A 14,956-nucleotide genomic window follows, 5' to 3' on the forward strand; every position below is an offset into this window, starting at 1 on the left:
GGGCGGTACTGCAGCCCGTAGGGGCCGCAGCATGACTGCCATCGACCGCCACCACCGATCGGCCGCGAAAACGGACCTGTCCACTTCGCGCCCGACGCCCGAGGTCGTTCAAAAAAAGCCCGAAATCGAACCTCACTCCCGCACAAGACATTGCGCAAAGCTCTCGCATGCGGGAGAGGTTAAGAAGCACCCGCTCCTCCGAACTGCGAGCGCGAGTTCCAAATAAAAAGGGCGGCTTCAGGAAGCCGCCCTTTTCGAGAAAATCCGTGATGCGCCGACTTAGTTCGCCGCTTTGGGCTTGTCGGTCGTCGCCTTGCTGTCGCCACCCGGCGTGGGTGCGGCGGAGGCGCTGTTCTTGATGCCGTGGAGCAGGTCGCCGGCAAGCTTCAGCGCCTTGTCGTCCTTGGCATCCGGCGGGACGTAGGACTGCGAGCCGGTCTTCTCGTCGCCATCGTTCTTCAGATGGCCGCGCAGCGAAGCCTCGCCCTTGGTGTCGGTGCGCGACTTCAACTCGTCCGGCACGTCCTGCAGCACCTCGATGTCGGGCACGATGCCCTTGGCCTGGATCGACTTGCCCGACGGCGTGTAGTAGCGGGCCGTGGTCAGCCGCAGCGCGCCGTTGCCGCTTCCGAGCGGAATGATGGTCTGCACCGAGCCCTTGCCGAACGAGCGCGTGCCGACGATCGTCGCGCGCTTATGATCCTGCAGCGCGCCGGCGACGATTTCGGAGGCCGACGCCGAGCCGCCATTGACCAGCACGATGACCGGCCTGCCCTTGGTCAGGTCGCCCGCATGCGCGGTGCGGCGCTGGGTCTCCTCGGCATTGCGGCCGCGGGTCGAGACGATCTCGCCCTTCTCCAGGAACGAGTCGGAGACGGTGACGGCTTCCTCGAGCAGGCCGCCCGGGTTGTTGCGCAGATCGATGATGTAGCCCTTGAGCTTGTCGCCGATCTGGTTCGAGAGGTTGGAGATCTCGCGCTTCAGGCCTTCGGTGGTCTGCTCGTTGAAGGTGGTGATGCGGATATAGGCGATGTCATCCTGCTCGACGCGCGCACGCACCGAGCGGACGCGAATGTTGTCGCGCACCAGGGTGACCTCGATCGGATTGTCCTGGCCCTTGCGGATGATCTTGAGCTTGATCTTGGTGTTGACCGGGCCGCGCATCTTCTCGACCGCCTGGTTCAGGGTCAGGCCCTGCACGGCCTCGTCGTCGAGATTGGTGATGATGTCGTTGGCCATGACGCCGGCGCGCGAGGCCGGCGTGTCGTCGATCGGCGAGACCACCTTGATCAGGCCGTCTTCCATCGTGACCTCGATGCCGAGGCCGCCGAACTCACCGCGGGTCTGCACCTGCATGTCGCGGAAGCTCTTGGCGTCCATGTAGCTCGAATGCGGATCGAGGCCGGTGAGCATGCCGCTGATGGCGGATTCGATCAGCTTGGTGTCGTCGGGCTTCTCGACATAGTCGGAGCGCACGCGCTCGAACACGTCGCCGAACAGGTTGAGCTGGCGATAGGTATCCGCGGTCGCGGCTCGCGCGCTGGAGCCCATGAACACCGCGCGCGGCTGGGTCACGAACAGCGTCAGCGCCGCACCGGTGGCCGCGCTGAGGAGGATTACTGAAGTCTTGCGCATCATCCGCGAACCTTCTCGCCTTCATTTGCGGCCCACCATGGGCCTGGATCGATTGGAGTGCCGTCTTTGCGGAACTCGACATACAGCACAGGTTGACTCGCGTTCGTGGCGAGAATGGAGGCGACTTGAGATGTCGACCCCATGGTCGCGACCGGCTCCCCCGTGAGCACAAACTGTCCGATGTTGACCGAAATGCGCTCCATCCCGGCGATCAGGACATGATACCCGCCCCCGGCATTGAGGATCAAGAGTTGTCCATAGCTGCGGAATGGGCCCGCATAGACCACCCAGCCGTCACACGGCGTCGTGACTTGGGAGCCGGGCTTGGTGGCCAGCGAAATACCCTTCTGCACCCCGCCGACCCCGTCGGAACCGCCAAAATCCCTGATCTTGTTACCGTTAACCGGAAGAGGCAGAAGGCCCTTGGCCGAGGCGAAGGCGATCGCCGGGGTGGTGCGGGACTTGTCCTTGAAAGCGCCCGGGCCCGACTTGGCGCTGGAGTTGGCGCTGGAGTTGGCGCCGGCGGCCGCCTTGGCCTCGGCCTGCTTTGCAGCCTCAGCCGCCTTCTCGGCCGCCCTGGCGGCGCTTTGCAGGTCCTGCTCCATCTTGGCGATCAGCCCCTGGAGATCGCCGACCTGCTTTGATAGCGCGATGGCGCGCGAATTCTCGGCGTCCAAGTCCTTTTCGCGTGCCGCCTGCTGGCGCTGCCGCTCGTCGACCAAAGCGGTGAGCCGGGTCTGGTCGTTGCGGACCTTGTCGCGGTCGGAGGCGAGCTGGTCGCGCTCGATGGCGATGGTCTTGCGCAAGGCCACGAGCTCGCCGAGCTCGCCCGCGATCTTCTCGGCGCGGCCGCGCAATTCCGGCACGACGGCGCCGAGCAGCATCGCCGTGCGTAATGACTGCAGCGCATCTTCGGGCCGCACCAGCAGCGCCGGCGGCGTGCGCCGGCCGGCGCGCTGCAAGGCCGCCAGCACCTCGACGATGTCGGCACGGCGCGAATCGAGCGAAGCGCGCATCTGCTGCTCGCGGCCGTTCAGCGCGCGCAGTCGCGCTTCCGCCTCGTCGATCTTGGTCTCCACGGCGCGCACGTTGGCGGCGGTCTCGATCAGCTGCTGATTGAGCTGGGTGCGGTCCTGGCCGAGCGCGGTGATCTCGACCTTGAGCTTGGCCTGCGCTTCTTCCGCGCTCTTCTGCCTGGCGCGGGCGGCCTCGAGCTCCTGCTCGCGCTGTTTGATCGCCTCGGGCGAGACCGCGGCGGTCTGCGGTGTCGCCGTCTGAGCTTGCGCAAGGCTTGCGCCGGCGACGCTGGTGATCAGCAACAGGTTGAGGAGCGGCGCTCGCATCGTGTCGGCAAAGGTGCTCGTTGTGGCGCGCATCACGCGCGGTGATAGGGGTGGCCGGCCAGAATGGTGGCGGCCCGATAAAGCTGTTCCAGAAGCATGACGCGGACCATTTGGTGCGGCCAGGTCGCAGAGCCGAACGCGATCGCGAGCTTGGCCTTACGGCGCAATTCGGGCGAAAGTCCGTCCGCCCCTCCGATCACGAAGATAGTATGTCCGGCGCCCTCGTCGCGCCAGCGCGCCAGATGCCGTGCGAATACGGTGGAGTCGAGATTCTGGCCGCGCTCGTCCAGCGCAACCAGGATCGCCTTGTCCGGAATATGCGCCGAGATCGCCGCGGCCTCCTCGGCCATCCGCGTCGCGGTGTCGCGCGCGCGGCTCTCGGGAATTTCGTGGATGCTGAGCTCGCGGAATCCAAGCTTGCGGCCGGCCTCGTCGAACCGCTCGAAATAGCGGTCGGCAAGCTCGCGTTCGGGGCCCTGCTTCAGCCGGCCCACCGCAATGACAGCAACACGCATGGCGTCTCTAGGACCACGTCTTCGGGATCGTGGCTTTTAGGGTCGTGGCTTCGGGGTCGCGTTTTCAAAGACCGCGCGCAACACGCGCGCGCACGACGCTAGCACGCGCGTCAGCCGATTCGAAGTCGGCTCGATGAGCCTAGATCGCCTTCGCCGCCCCTGGGCCCTGCGTGTACAATCTCTCGAGATTGTAGAACTCGCGCACCTCGGGTCTGAACACGTGCACGATCACGTCGCCGGAATCGATCAGCACCCAGTCGCAATTGGGCAAGCCCTCGACATGGATGTTCTTGATGCCGTTTTCCTTGAGGCCCTTCGTGACATTCTCCGCGATCGCACCGACGTGCCGGTTCACCCGGCCGGTGGTGACGATCATGTAGTCGGAGTATGCCGATTTGCCGCGAAGGTCGATGGTGACCGTCTCTTCCGCCTTCATGTCCTCGAGGCGGGAGAGGATCAGGCTCAGCGTCTTGTCGGCGTCGGGTTGCGCCTTCAAGGCCGCAGCTTTGGTCGATGTTTTACGCGTAGGTTTGGTAACCTTGGGTAAAACAGGCTTGGACAATACAGATGCGGTCAGGGACCATTCCTTTCACTGTATCGCGAACGCCGAATCCGACGCTCACTGGTTACACTACATCATGTGGGGTTAAGGGTTTCAATATGCCAGAGAGCCCGTAGTCCACACCATGTCCGCACATTCGTCTCAGTTCGTACCTTTCCAGCTTCCGTCCGGGTTCCGCAGGCGCGTTGAGGAGAGATTCAGCTTCAATCCGGTCAGGAACACCCAGGCCGGCGCCGGCCGATCTGCAAGCAGGGCGGCCTTATCCTCGGGCAGACGGTAGCGCGATAGCGCCTGGGCGGCGGGCGAGCTGAGGGCGCGAAAGCTCTGCGGCGGGCGATCGATCACTGCCATCGGCACCTGGGCGGCGATGCGCCGCCAGTCCTGCCAACGATGGAATTGAGCGAGATTGTCGGCGCCCATGATCCAGACAAAGCGCAAGCCAGGGAAGCGGCGGCGCAAGGTGTTGATCGTGTCGATAGTATAGCGGGTGCGAATGACGGATTCGAGACAGCTCACCTCGATGCGCGGATCGTTGGCGACGTTGCGCGCGGCCTGCATGCGCGCGCCGAGCTCGTGCAGATTGCCGTTCTCCTTGAGCGGATTGCCCGGTGTGACCAGCCACCAGATTCGGTCGAGCTGCAATCGCTTGAGCGCGAACCGGCTGATCGCGCGATGGGCCTGATGCGGCGGGTTGAACGAGCCGCCGAGCAGGCCGATGCGCATACCCTCCGTGTGGGGAGGGACCGCTTGGGCCACGAAACGCGGCACGACGAAATTGTTGCTCAATGCCCGCGCCTCGCGACGTCTACGGCCGGGTCTGTCCGGTGCCGTGGACGCGATATTTGAAGCTCGTCAACTGCTCGGCGCCAACAGGGCCGCGGGCGTGGAAGCGGCCGGTGGCGATGCCGATCTCGGCGCCGAAACCGAACTCGCCGCCATCGGCGAACTGCGTCGAGGCGTTGTGCAGCACGATCGCGGAATCGACCTCGCTCAGGAATTTGGTCGCCGCACGCTCGTCAGCGCTCACGATTGCGTCGGTATGATGCGAGCCGTGGTTCTGGATGTGTGCGATCGCGCCGTCGACGCCGTCCACCACCTTCGCCGCGATGATCGCGTCGAGATATTCGGTGTCCCAATCGTCCTCGCTGGCAGGCTTGACGCGTGCATCGGTCTTCTGCACGGCGTCGTCGCCGCGCACTTCGCAGCCGGCATCGAGCAGCATCTCGACCAGCGGCTTCAGGTTCTTCGCAACAGCGGCACGATCGACCAGCAGCGTCTCGGCCGCGCCGCAGACGCCGGTGCGGCGCATCTTGGCGTTGAGCACGATCGACTTCGCCATGGCGAGGTCGGCGCTGGCATCGACATAGACGTGATTGACGCCTTCGAGATGCGCGAAGACAGGCACGCGCGCTTCCTGCTCGACGCGCGCGACGAGGCTTTTTCCCCCGCGCGGCACGATGACGTCGACGGCCCCGTTCAGTCCCGACAGCATCATGCCGACCGCGGCGCGGTCGCGCGTCGGCACCAGCGTGATCGCAGCTTCGGGAAGGCCGGCTTCGCGCAAGCCCTGCACCAGGCAGTCGTGGATGGCGCGGCAGGATCGAAAACTGTCCGAGCCGCCGCGCAGGATCACGGCATTGCCCGACTTCAGGCACAGCACGCCGGCATCGGCCGCAACGTTCGGACGGCTCTCGAAGATCACGCCGACGACGCCGAGCGGCACGCGCACGCGCTCGATGGTCATGCCGTTCGGCCGCTGCCAGCTCTCGGTGACGACGCCGATCGGATCGGCAATGCCGCGCACGATGCCGATGCCCTCGGCCATCCCTTCGACCCGTGCCGGCGTCAGCGTCAGGCGGTCGATGAAGGCGGAGGTCGCATTGCCGGAGGCGCGGGCTTCCGCGACGTCCTCGGCATTGGCGGCGAGGATCGCCGCGGCGTTCTGGCGGATCGCCCGCTCCATGGCTTCCAGCGCCCGGTTCTTCTGCTCCGGCGGCGCCAGCGCCAGCACGCGCGCGGCGGCGCGGGCACGGCTAGCGAGATCGGACATCAGCGCCTGGAGATCGGCATTGCCGTCAACGGCTTTGAGGGGGGCGGCCATGGGGGTTCAACCTTCTGCTAAGGCGGTGTCCTAGCACGGAAATCCCGCTTTTGCGAAGGGTCGGGAGGGTATGGCTGGGGCCCGGCGGACGCCGGCGGCTCGGCCAATGGCCGGGTTGGGTTGAGGATCACACGAAGCCTTGCGGGCCACTGGAATATCAATAAGTATCAATATTTGATAACGGAGCGGTCCCATGGCGAGCAGCTACAGCATTGGCAAGCACTTTGAGGACCTGATCGACGGTCTCGTCGAGAGCGGGCGCTACGCTAGCGCCAGCGAGGTCATGCGCGAAGGCCTTCGCCTGGTCGAGGAGCGCGAGGAGCGGCGCAAGGTCAAGCTGGAGGCGCTGCGGGAGGCAATCCAGAAAGGCTTTGACAGCGGGCCGATGGAAGAGGTCGGCGACATGTTCGAGCGGATCAAGTCGGAAGGTCGGAAACGTCTGGCGACCAAAAATGCCAAAAAGACCCCTTAAGAGTCCGCAGACAGAAATCGACCTTACGGCGTCTGGGACTACATCGCCGCAGATAATCCGAGAGCGGCCGATACGCTGCTCGTCCGTATCGAAGCAACATTCGACATGCTTGCCGAGACACCGTTTGCCGGTCGCGAACGAAGCGAATTGCGTACAGGGTTGCGCAGCTTTCCGGTTGGCAACTACCTGATCTTCTACGTCCCAACACCAGACGGCGTCGAGGTCGTCCGCGTCATGCACGGCCGTCAGGATATCAATGCCGACGACATGCAATAGCTGAGCGTCGGCTCGTACTACCCGCCCACCACCAGATCGTCGCGGTGGATCATCTCCGACCTCCCGCTGATGCCGAGGATGGCCATCACGTCCGGGGAGGAGCGGCCCTTGATCCGTTCGGCGACCTCGGCGTCATAGGCGATCAGGCCGCGGCCGACCTCGCTGCTATCGGGGCCGCGCACGATCACGGCGTCGCCGCGGGCGAACTGGCCCTCGACCTTGATCACGCCGGCCGGCAGCAGGCTGGCGCCGGCGCGCAGCGCCGTCACCGCGCCGGCATCGATGGTCAGCGTGCCCTTCGGCTCCAGCGTCCCCGCGATCCAGCGCTTGCGCGAGGTGATGGGATTGGCGGGCGTCAGGAACCAGGTGCAGCGGCCGCCGTCGGCGATCGCCTGCAAGGGATGCTCGATCTTGCCGGAGGCGATCAGCATGTGGGTGCCGCCGGTGGTGGCGATCTTGGCCGCCTCGACCTTGGTGCGCATGCCGCCACGCGATAGCTCGGACTCGGCATCGCCAGCCACCGCCTCGATCTCCGAGGAGATGCTCTCGACCACCGGAATGAGCTTGGCGTTCGGGTTGTTCTTCGGCGGCGCGTCGTAGAGGCCGTCGATGTCGGACAGCAGCACGAGCAGGTCGGCGCTCGCCATGGTGGCGACGCGCGCGGCGAGGCGATCATTGTCGCCGTAGCGGATCTCGTTGGTGGCGACCGTGTCGTTCTCGTTGATCACGGGGATCGCGCGCCATTCCAAGAGCTTGCCGATGGTGGAGCGCGCATTGAGATAGCGGCGGCGTTCCTCGGTGTCCTGCAGCGTCACCAGGATCTGGCCGGCGCCGATGTCGTGCGCTCCGAGCACCTCCGACCAGATCCGCGCCAGCGCGATCTGACCGACCGCGGCGGCGGCCTGGCTCTCTTCCAGCTTCAGCGGACCGCGCGGCAGCTTGAGCCGGCTGCGGCCAAGCGCGATTGAGCCGGAGGAGACGACGAGGACGTCGCGTCCTTCCTTGTGTAGCTTGGCCATGTCGTCGGCGAGCGCGGCGAGCCAGGACGCCCGCACTTCGCCCCTGTCGGAATCGACCAGCAGCGCGGAGCCGACCTTGACGACGATGCGGCGGAATTGACTGAGTTCGGGGCTGGCCATAGTGCGCCTGGACGATCTGCTCTGTCTTGGAAACGGCGGAACGAGAAGCGGCGCCGGTAAGGCCTGCTTTTGCAGCAGGACGATGGCCGGCGCAAGGCGGGCGAGATGATAAACGGCCGACGGCGGCCTTGTCTTGGACGCCGTTCCGGTTCTAATGCCGGCAACCAAAAACAGGACTGGAGAGGAAACGTATGGACCGCCGCAAATTCATGACCGGATGCTTGGGGCTGCCACTCCTAGCGCAGGCGGGCGGGGCGCAAGCGCAAGCCGGTCTCACAAAGGTCATCTTCCCGTTCGCGGCCGGAGCCGGCGGCGACACGCTCTGCCGGCTGATCGCGCAGGAGATGGCCCCGGCGCTGCAGCGGACCATCGTGGTCGAGAACCGCACCGGCGGCGACGGCCTGATCGGCATCAAGGCGGTGAAGGGCGCAAGCCCTGACGGCAGCATGGTGCTGGTGACGACGGGGCCGACCATGTACCTGCTGCCGATGGTGGAGACGACACCGAGCTTCGACACCGCCAAGGATTTCATGCCGGTGTCGCTGCTGGCGCGGTTCGAATTTGTGCTGGTGATCAACCCGGCGGTCGACGCCACCGATTTCAAGAGCTTCGTGGCGTGGCTGAAAGCGCATCCGGACAAGACCTCGTTCGGGGTGCCGAGCAACGGCACCATTCCGCATTTCATGGGCTCCAAGCTCGAGAAGGATCTCGGCATTCCCTTGACCCGCGTGCCCTATCGCGGCAGCGCGCCCATTCTCAACGACATCGTCGGTGGTCATATCTCGTTCGGCATCACGACATTGGCCGATGCGCTGCCGCAGCATCGCGCCAAGGGTGTGAAGATCATCGCGGTCGCGAGCGCGGAACGCTCGCCGTTCGCGCCTGAGGTCCCGACTCTGAAGGAGAGTGGCATCGATCTCGTTGCCGACGCCTGGTACGGCATGTGGCTTCCCGCCGGCAGCCCGCCGGAGTTTGCGAGCAAGCTCGGCGCGGCCGCGAGCGCGGCGCTTGCCAAGCCCGAGGTGAAGGAGAAGCTCACGGCCATCGGGCTCATTCCGGTCGGCTCGACGCCGGAAGGATTGACGAAGGAGCTCGCAGCGAACATCGCGTTGTGGCAGCCGATCGTGAAGGCGACGGGATACAAGATCGAGAATTGAGGCGTTGCCAGCACCCCGCATTCCGCCGGCATGGCCGGGCCTGACCCGGCCATCCACGCCCAACCGCGATTGACGCAAGACGTGGATGCCCGGGTCGAGCCCCGGGCATGACGAGTTGAGAGAGCTTGGACTGCTCGCTCTACATCTTCGCGCGCTGCGCTATCCCGTCCTTGATCGCGGCGAGTTCTTTCTCGTCCCAGATACCGATCAAAACGCCGCCCCTCACTTGCAGCTGGTTGTCCGCATAGGCCGCGATTTTCTCGCGCGGCGTCGTGATGTGGTCGTTCGGATGCAGCGCCCAGTCGAACAGCTCGGCCTGCAGCCGCGCGATGATCCCTGCACACTCCGGATCGTCGCCGCGATCGACATATTCTTCCGGATCGGTTTCGAGGTCGTACAGCATCGGACGGAAGCCGGAGGCGTGGATGTATTTCCAGCGGCCGTCGAACACCATGAACAGGCGGCAGCGTTCGATCGGCTGGTTGAGCTTCAGCCGCACGTCCTGCATGGCGTAGTCGTATTCGGAGAACGCCACCTTGCGCCAATCTGACGGCGTGGGCCCGCGCAGCAGCGGCAGCAGCGAACGTCCTTCGAGGATGTGGCCCGGCACCTTGCCGCCGAAATAATCGACGAAGGTGGGCGCGAGATCGATCCCTTCCACCAGCGCGTCGCTGCGCGTGCCGCGCGTGGCATCGGCCTCCCTGGTGGGATCGATGATGATCAGCGGAATCTTCGCCGACTGCTCGTGAAAAAGATCCTTCTCGCCCATCCAGTGATCGCCGAGATAGTCGCCATGATCGGAGGTGAACACGATCATCGTCGTGTCCAGCAGCCCGCGCTCCTCCAGGAATTGCATCAGCACGCCCATCTGGTCGTCGATCTGGGTGATCAGGCCCATATAGGTCGGGATCACCTTCTCGCGGGCCTCATCGCGCGCCATGTTGCGCGAGTAGCGCATGTCCATATAGGCGCCGAACACCGGATGCGGGCTCGAGCGCTCGCGCTCGGAGCGGATCACCGGAATGATATCCGACGTCGAATACATGCTGGCATAGGGCTCCGGCGCGATATAGGGCCAGTGCGGCTTGATGTAGGATAGATGCAGGCACCACGGCCGACCATCGGTCTCGGCCTCCGTGATGAAGTCCATCGCGCGCCGCGTCATGTAGGGCGTCTCGGAATGCTCGTCCGGCACGCGCGCGGCCTTGTCGGCGTGCACCAGCAGCCAGCCGTTCTGCAGCGAGCCGTCGTCAGCCGCACCCGAATTGGCCCAATGCTCCCAGGGATTGGTGGCTTCAAAACCTTGGCTGCGCAAATACTCATCGTATTTCGGCCGCGGCCGCCCCGTCGGATGCAGGCCGTCGTCGCGCTCGTAAGGTTCGAAGCCGCATTCGGCGACGTGCACGCCGATCATCGATTCCGGCGGGATGCCGAGCGCCTTCATGCCTTCGAGATCGGGCGCCATGTGGGTCTTGCCGACCAGCACGTTGCGCACGCCGATTTTCTTGAGATGATCGCCGAGCGTGGGCTCGCCGACACGCAACGGCCAGCCGTTCCAGTGCGAGCCGTGCGAGCGCATGTAGCGCCCGGTGTAGAACGACATCCGCGACGGACCGCAGATCGGCGATTGCACATAGGCTTTGCTGAACAGCACGCCACGCTTGGCCATGGCGTCGATGTTCGGTGTCTTCAGCGTGGGATGGCCGGTGCAGCCGAGATAATCGTAGCGAAGCTGGTCGCACATGATCCAGAGAACGTTCTTCGCGCGCGCCATGCTTCGCCCCTGCTGTTTCTTGATTGTTTGATGCTGCGCTATTGCGCTAGCGAAGACAAGCGGGTCGGCTTTAAGCCGACCAGGGCTCTGCTTCAGCCGCGCTCTTGGCCTTGCTCGACACCGGGTGTTCGCCGATCACCTCCGCAAGCGCGCGCAACGCTTCCTTGACGCCATCGCCGGTCACGCCGGAGAGCAGCAGCGGGGTCTTCTTGGCGGCGCGCTTCAGGCGGTCCTTCTGCTTCTTCAGCTCGTCCGGCTCGACCGCGTCGATCTTGTTCAGCGCGACGATCTCGATCTTGTCGGTCAGCTGGCCGCCATAGGCATCGAGCTCCTTGCGCACAGTCTTGTAGGCTTTGCCGGCGTGCTCGCAGGTTGCGTCGACGAGATGCAGCAGCACGCGGCAGCGTTCGACATGGCCGAGGAAGCGATCGCCGAGGCCGGCGCCTTCATGTGCGCCTTCGATGAGACCGGGAATGTCGGCGAGCACGAATTCGCGGCCGTCGGCATTCACGACGCCGAGCTGCGGATGCAGTGTGGTGAAGGGATAGTCGGCGATCTTCGGCTTCGCCGCGCTGACCTTGGAGAGGAACGTCGACTTGCCGGCATTGGGCAGGCCGACGAGGCCGGCGTCTGCAATGAGTTTCAGGCGCAGCCAGATCCAGCGCTCCTCGCCCACCTGGCCGGGATTGGCGTTGCGCGGCGCGCGATTGGTCGACGATTTGAAATGCGCATTGCCGAAGCCGCCATTGCCGCCCTCGGCCAGCACGAATTTTTCGCCGACCTTGGTGAAGTCGTGGATCAGCGTCTCGCGGTCCTCGTCGAAGATCTGCGTGCCGACAGGCACCTTCAGCACGATGTTCTTGCCGTTGGCGCCATGGCGGTCCGAGCCCATGCCGTTCTCGCCCTTCTGGGCCTTGAAATGCTGCTGGTAGCGGTAGTCGATCAGCGTGTTGAGCCCGTCGGCAACCTCGATGATGACATTGCCGCCGCGGCCGCCATTGCCGCCGGAGGGACCGCCGAATTCGATGAACTTCTCGCGGCGGAACGCCACGCAGCCGTTCCCGCCGTCACCGGAGCGGATATAGACCTTTGCTTCGTCGAGGAATTTCATGGGCCATAGGTAGGCCAGCCGGCCCCCTCCGGCAACCCGAATTGACTGAGAAGCGGCGGAATCTCCGCGACTTTGGAGCCGTGATTAACCAGTTGGCCGGCGCCGGATCAGGAATTTCTGCGTGCCCTCCAGCACCAGCTCCTTGCGCTGGTTGAACACGGTGCTGCGAAGCGTGACGACGCCGGTGGTGCGTCCCGGCACCAGCTCCGTGACCTCGAGCGCGGGATAGATCGTATCGTCGGCGAACACCGGCTTGAGAAACCGGCTCGATTGCTCGAGGAAGCCGACCAGGGACTCCTCGACCATGAACGGAAACAGGCCCGCGCCGGGTGCGGTGTGGATCAAGGTCTGGAAGCCGTGGGCGAGCAGATGCGGCATACCGCGAGCGCGGCAATATTCCACGTCGTAGTGCACCGGATGGGTGTCGCCGCTCGCGGTCTGGAATGCGGCGAACACCGCCGAGGTCTGGGTTCGGCTCGGCAAAATGAAACGTTCGCCGACGACGAAATCCTCAAACCAGCGTTGCGTGGGGATCATGCGATGCTGGGTTGGATCGAAGTCGGTCATGTCCATGCTCTTTTTGTTCGTGAGACGCCTATCGCTACCGCGATGCGAAGAGTGCGACAATCCGTTCAATTCAGCGTGGCGGGCTTGTCCCTGTTGCCCACGTCATTAAAACGACCGCAAGCGACTCTAGTCGCCGTTTTCCGATGCTCTCTCCGCCCGTCATTGCGAGCGGAGCGAAGCAATCCAGACTGCCTCCGCTGAAGCAGTCTGGATTGCTTCGTCGCAAGAGCTCCTCGCAATGACGAGCCTCCGAATTCGCACTCTTACCAATGCCCTTCTTCAAGAATCTCTCCGCCTATGACGATCGCTCCGCGCGGCTGGCCGGCATTGCACTGATGGTGCTGTCGATCTTCATGTTCTCGTTCGGCGATGCCATGGGCAAATTCCTGGTCGGGACCTATTCGGTGGGACAGCTGTTGTTCCTGCGGGCCTGCGCGGCGCTGCTCTTGCTGTCGCCGCTGGTCTGGAAGCAGCGTCACCAGTTCCTGCATTTGGAGCGGCCGGGCTTGCAGCTGTTTCGCGTGGTGCTCTCGACGCTCGAGGTCGCCGCGTTCTTCCTCGCAACCGTCTACCTGCCGCTCGCCGACGTCATCACCTATTATCTCGCCGGTCCGATCTTCGTCACCGCGATGTCGGCGATCTTCTTAGGGGAAAAGGTCGGCTGGCGGCGCTGGACCGCGATCCTGATCGGTTTCTGCGGCGTCTTGATCGCCCTGCGCCCGTCGGCGCAGACCGTCAGCCTGCCGGCACTGATCGCGCTCGGCGGCAGCCTGTCGTTTGCAACCTTGATGCTGATCACCCGCAGCCTGCGCAAGACGCCAGACATCGTGATGGCGTCCTCGCAATTCGTCGGCACGTTTTCGCTGGGCGCGGTGCTGTCGGCATTCCACTGGGTGCCGCCGACCCCTGGCAGCCTCGTGATCTTCGCGCTGGCGGGATGCGTGTCGGTGACCGCGCTGTTCTGCGTCAACCGTTCGCTCAAGCTCGCGCCGGCCAGCGTCGTCGTGCCCTACCAATATTCGATGATCGTCTGGGCCGTGATCTTCGGCTTCGTCGTGTTCGGCGATGTCCCGTCCATCGCAACCCTCGTCGGCGCGGCGATCATCATCGGCGCCGGGTTCTATATCTATCTGCGTGAGCGGGATTTGGGGCGTGAGAGCGCGGAGGTGAATCCGCCGGCGTAAGGCCCACCCTCCCCCTTCAGGGTCCCTTCAGGGGAGGGTGATCGCCGGCCCTACCTCATCCGTCGCGCGCTGCTCCAGCTCTTCAGCGAGGCCCACACCCCGCGCGACAAACGGAAGCAGTCGACCGGCGTCGAGGAGCCCAGCGCCAGGAAACGGTGCAGCTGGACGCCGCTCCACTGGAAGCCGCACTTCTCCAGCACCTTGCGCGAGGCCGGGTTGGTGACGCGCGCGCCGGCATAGAGATGCCCGTCCTCGAACTCCTCGAAGAAGAAGTCGATCGCACCGCGCGCGGCCTCGGTGGCAAAGCCCTGGCCCCAGTGCTCGACGCCGAGCCAGTAACCGATCTCGGCATTGTCGGGCTTCGAGCAATCGATGCCGACCATGCCGACCGGCCCGGTATCGTGCTCGATCAGGAACACGGTCTCGCTGCCGGGTTCGGCGGTGGCGCGGATGAATTCGGCGGCGTCGTCCTGCGAATAGGGATGCGGCAGGCGGCGGGTGTTCTCGGCGATACGGCGGTCATTGGCGAGTCGGGCGATGGTCCTGACGTCGGCGAGGGTCGGCCGCCGCAAGGTCAGCCGCTCGGTGGCGACGACGCTTGGTCTCGCCTCCCGCAAGGTCACGCTCGAGAAATCCTGCAACATGTCCGGCTCCGTGAAAGTCACTAAGTCAAAGTGAGCAAAGAAAAGGGGAGGCCGGTTTCCCGCCTCCCCCTGGAGCCTTCGATCTCTTGTGATCTCTAGGACTCCGCCGGTTCAGTCGGGACCGGCGGACTCCAATTTGATCCACCGTCTATTCAGCAGCCTCTGCGATCGGGAGTACCGATACGAAGGTGCGGCCGTTGGCTTTGGCCTGGAACGCAACGCGGCCCTCGATCTTGGCGAACAGAGTGTGGTCCGTGCCCATGCCGACATTAAGGCCGGGGTGCCAGGTGGTGCCGCGCTGACGCGCAATGATGTTGCCGGGAGTGACGATCTCCCCGCCGAACGCCTTGATACCGAGGCGCTTGCCCTTCGAATCGCGTCCGTTGCGCGATGAACCGCCTGCTTTTTTGTGAGCCATGGCTCGTCTCCGAAATCCTGCGTATTTCTAGATCAATTCCTTGACGGAATCATTTCAA

Annotated in this window: 16 protein-coding genes; 4 read left to right on the forward strand and 12 right to left on the reverse strand. The window is 64.5% G+C overall.

The window, feature by feature from the left end; translation table 11 throughout:
• Positions 1-279: 279 nt before the first annotated feature.
• The 6 genes from CVM73_RS35550 to CVM73_RS35575 all read right to left on the reverse strand — a co-directional run bounded on the left by CVM73_RS35550 (position 280) and on the right by CVM73_RS35575 (position 6,156).
• On the reverse strand, positions 280-1,638 hold the full coding sequence (locus CVM73_RS35550) for a S41 family peptidase (RefSeq protein ID WP_100236406.1): 1,359 nt from the start codon (positions 1,636-1,638) through the stop codon (positions 280-282).
• Positions 1,635-2,978 (reverse strand): murein hydrolase activator EnvC family protein, encoded by a 1,344-nt coding sequence (locus CVM73_RS35555; protein ID WP_100236435.1) that lies wholly within the window; start codon positions 2,976-2,978, stop codon positions 1,635-1,637. The genes CVM73_RS35550 and CVM73_RS35555 overlap by 4 nt, the downstream gene beginning before the upstream one ends.
• Positions 2,979-3,010: 32 nt before the next feature.
• Entirely contained in the window at positions 3,011-3,493 is a 483-nt protein-coding gene (rlmH, locus tag CVM73_RS35560; RefSeq protein ID WP_100236407.1) for a 23S rRNA (pseudouridine(1915)-N(3))-methyltransferase RlmH, read from the reverse strand.
• 139 nt (positions 3,494-3,632) lie between these two features.
• Complete coding sequence (gene rsfS, locus CVM73_RS35565; RefSeq protein WP_100236408.1) at positions 3,633-3,989, reverse strand: ribosome silencing factor; 357 nt, start codon at positions 3,987-3,989, stop codon at positions 3,633-3,635.
• Between the two features lie 207 nt (positions 3,990-4,196).
• On the reverse strand, positions 4,197-4,841 hold the full coding sequence (locus CVM73_RS35570; protein ID WP_167407238.1) for a nicotinate-nucleotide adenylyltransferase: 645 nt from the start codon (positions 4,839-4,841) through the stop codon (positions 4,197-4,199).
• A gap of 19 nt (positions 4,842-4,860) precedes the next feature.
• Positions 4,861-6,156, reverse strand: coding sequence for a glutamate-5-semialdehyde dehydrogenase (locus CVM73_RS35575; protein WP_100236409.1), 1,296 nt, complete (start codon positions 6,154-6,156; stop codon positions 4,861-4,863).
• A 193-nt stretch (positions 6,157-6,349) separates the two neighbouring features.
• Between CVM73_RS35575 and CVM73_RS35580 the strand changes: the two genes are divergently transcribed.
• The gene (locus tag CVM73_RS35580; protein WP_100236410.1) at positions 6,350-6,628 is read left to right on the forward strand and encodes a type II toxin-antitoxin system ParD family antitoxin; all 279 of its coding nucleotides are present in this window, start codon (positions 6,350-6,352) and stop codon (positions 6,626-6,628) included.
• An 87-nt stretch (positions 6,629-6,715) separates the two neighbouring features.
• Positions 6,716-6,904, forward strand: coding sequence for a type II toxin-antitoxin system RelE/ParE family toxin (locus tag CVM73_RS35585; RefSeq protein WP_245452523.1), 189 nt, complete (start codon positions 6,716-6,718; stop codon positions 6,902-6,904).
• 17 nt (positions 6,905-6,921) lie between these two features.
• Here CVM73_RS35585 and proB read toward each other — a convergent pair whose 3' ends face one another.
• A complete protein-coding gene (proB, locus tag CVM73_RS35590; RefSeq protein WP_100236412.1) occupies positions 6,922-8,043 on the reverse strand; it encodes a glutamate 5-kinase in 1,122 nt (373 codons plus the stop codon).
• 191 nt (positions 8,044-8,234) lie between these two features.
• Here proB and CVM73_RS35595 point away from each other — a divergent pair, with 191 nt between their 5' ends.
• Positions 8,235-9,200: a Bug family tripartite tricarboxylate transporter substrate binding protein gene (locus CVM73_RS35595; RefSeq protein WP_100236413.1), complete on the forward strand. Its 966-nt coding sequence runs from the start codon at positions 8,235-8,237 to the stop codon at positions 9,198-9,200.
• Between the two features lie 139 nt (positions 9,201-9,339).
• Here CVM73_RS35595 and CVM73_RS35600 read toward each other — a convergent pair whose 3' ends face one another.
• From CVM73_RS35600 to CVM73_RS35610, 3 genes are all read right to left on the reverse strand, one after another.
• Positions 9,340-10,974, reverse strand: a complete 1,635-nt coding sequence (locus CVM73_RS35600; RefSeq protein WP_100236414.1) for an alkaline phosphatase family protein — start codon at positions 10,972-10,974, stop codon at positions 9,340-9,342.
• 70 nt (positions 10,975-11,044) lie between these two features.
• Positions 11,045-12,085: a GTPase ObgE gene (obgE, locus tag CVM73_RS35605; protein ID WP_100236415.1), complete on the reverse strand. Its 1,041-nt coding sequence runs from the start codon at positions 12,083-12,085 to the stop codon at positions 11,045-11,047.
• Between the two features lie 84 nt (positions 12,086-12,169).
• Positions 12,170-12,652 carry a MaoC family dehydratase gene (locus CVM73_RS35610; protein ID WP_167407239.1) on the reverse strand — a complete coding sequence of 161 codons (483 nt, stop codon included), beginning with the start codon at positions 12,650-12,652 and terminating at the stop codon, positions 12,170-12,172.
• Between the two features lie 269 nt (positions 12,653-12,921).
• Between CVM73_RS35610 and CVM73_RS35615 the strand changes: the two genes are divergently transcribed.
• Positions 12,922-13,836, forward strand: a complete 915-nt coding sequence (locus CVM73_RS35615; protein WP_100236417.1) for a DMT family transporter — start codon at positions 12,922-12,924, stop codon at positions 13,834-13,836.
• Positions 13,837-13,886: 50 nt separating this feature from the next.
• Here CVM73_RS35615 and CVM73_RS35620 read toward each other — a convergent pair whose 3' ends face one another.
• Positions 13,887-14,480, reverse strand: coding sequence for a GNAT family N-acetyltransferase (locus tag CVM73_RS35620; protein WP_167407240.1), 594 nt, complete (start codon positions 14,478-14,480; stop codon positions 13,887-13,889).
• Positions 14,481-14,628: 148 nt separating this feature from the next.
• Positions 14,629-14,898 (reverse strand): 50S ribosomal protein L27, encoded by a 270-nt coding sequence (gene rpmA / locus CVM73_RS35625; protein ID WP_008538809.1) that lies wholly within the window; start codon positions 14,896-14,898, stop codon positions 14,629-14,631.
• Positions 14,899-14,956: the final 58 nt, after the last annotated feature.

Origin of the sequence: Bradyrhizobium forestalis, from assembly GCF_002795245.1 — a bacterium.
GTDB lineage: Bacteria > Pseudomonadota > Alphaproteobacteria > Rhizobiales > Xanthobacteraceae > Bradyrhizobium > Bradyrhizobium forestalis.

Coding starts and splice junctions, on each gene's coding strand:
- CVM73_RS35580 (WP_100236410.1), top strand. CDS start 6,350: ATGGCGAGCAGCTACAGCATTGGCAAGCACTTTGAGGACCTGATCGAC.
- CVM73_RS35615 (WP_100236417.1), top strand. CDS start 12,922: ATGCCCTTCTTCAAGAATCTCTCCGCCTATGACGATCGCTCCGCGCGG.
- CVM73_RS35575 (WP_100236409.1), bottom strand. CDS start 6,156: ATGGCCGCCCCCCTCAAAGCCGTTGACGGCAATGCCGATCTCCAGGCG.
- CVM73_RS35620 (WP_167407240.1), bottom strand. CDS start 14,480: ATGTTGCAGGATTTCTCGAGCGTGACCTTGCGGGAGGCGAGACCAAGC.
- proB (WP_100236412.1), bottom strand. CDS start 8,043: ATGGCCAGCCCCGAACTCAGTCAATTCCGCCGCATCGTCGTCAAGGTC.
- rlmH (WP_100236407.1), bottom strand. CDS start 3,493: ATGCGTGTTGCTGTCATTGCGGTGGGCCGGCTGAAGCAGGGCCCCGAA.
- CVM73_RS35555 (WP_100236435.1), bottom strand. CDS start 2,978: ATGCGAGCGCCGCTCCTCAACCTGTTGCTGATCACCAGCGTCGCCGGC.
- CVM73_RS35610 (WP_167407239.1), bottom strand. CDS start 12,652: ATGACCGACTTCGATCCAACCCAGCATCGCATGATCCCCACGCAACGC.
- obgE (WP_100236415.1), bottom strand. CDS start 12,085: ATGAAATTCCTCGACGAAGCAAAGGTCTATATCCGCTCCGGTGACGGC.
- CVM73_RS35595 (WP_100236413.1), top strand. CDS start 8,235: ATGGACCGCCGCAAATTCATGACCGGATGCTTGGGGCTGCCACTCCTA.
- CVM73_RS35550 (WP_100236406.1), bottom strand. CDS start 1,638: ATGATGCGCAAGACTTCAGTAATCCTCCTCAGCGCGGCCACCGGTGCG.
- CVM73_RS35600 (WP_100236414.1), bottom strand. CDS start 10,974: ATGGCGCGCGCGAAGAACGTTCTCTGGATCATGTGCGACCAGCTTCGC.
- rpmA (WP_008538809.1), bottom strand. CDS start 14,898: ATGGCTCACAAAAAAGCAGGCGGTTCATCGCGCAACGGACGCGATTCG.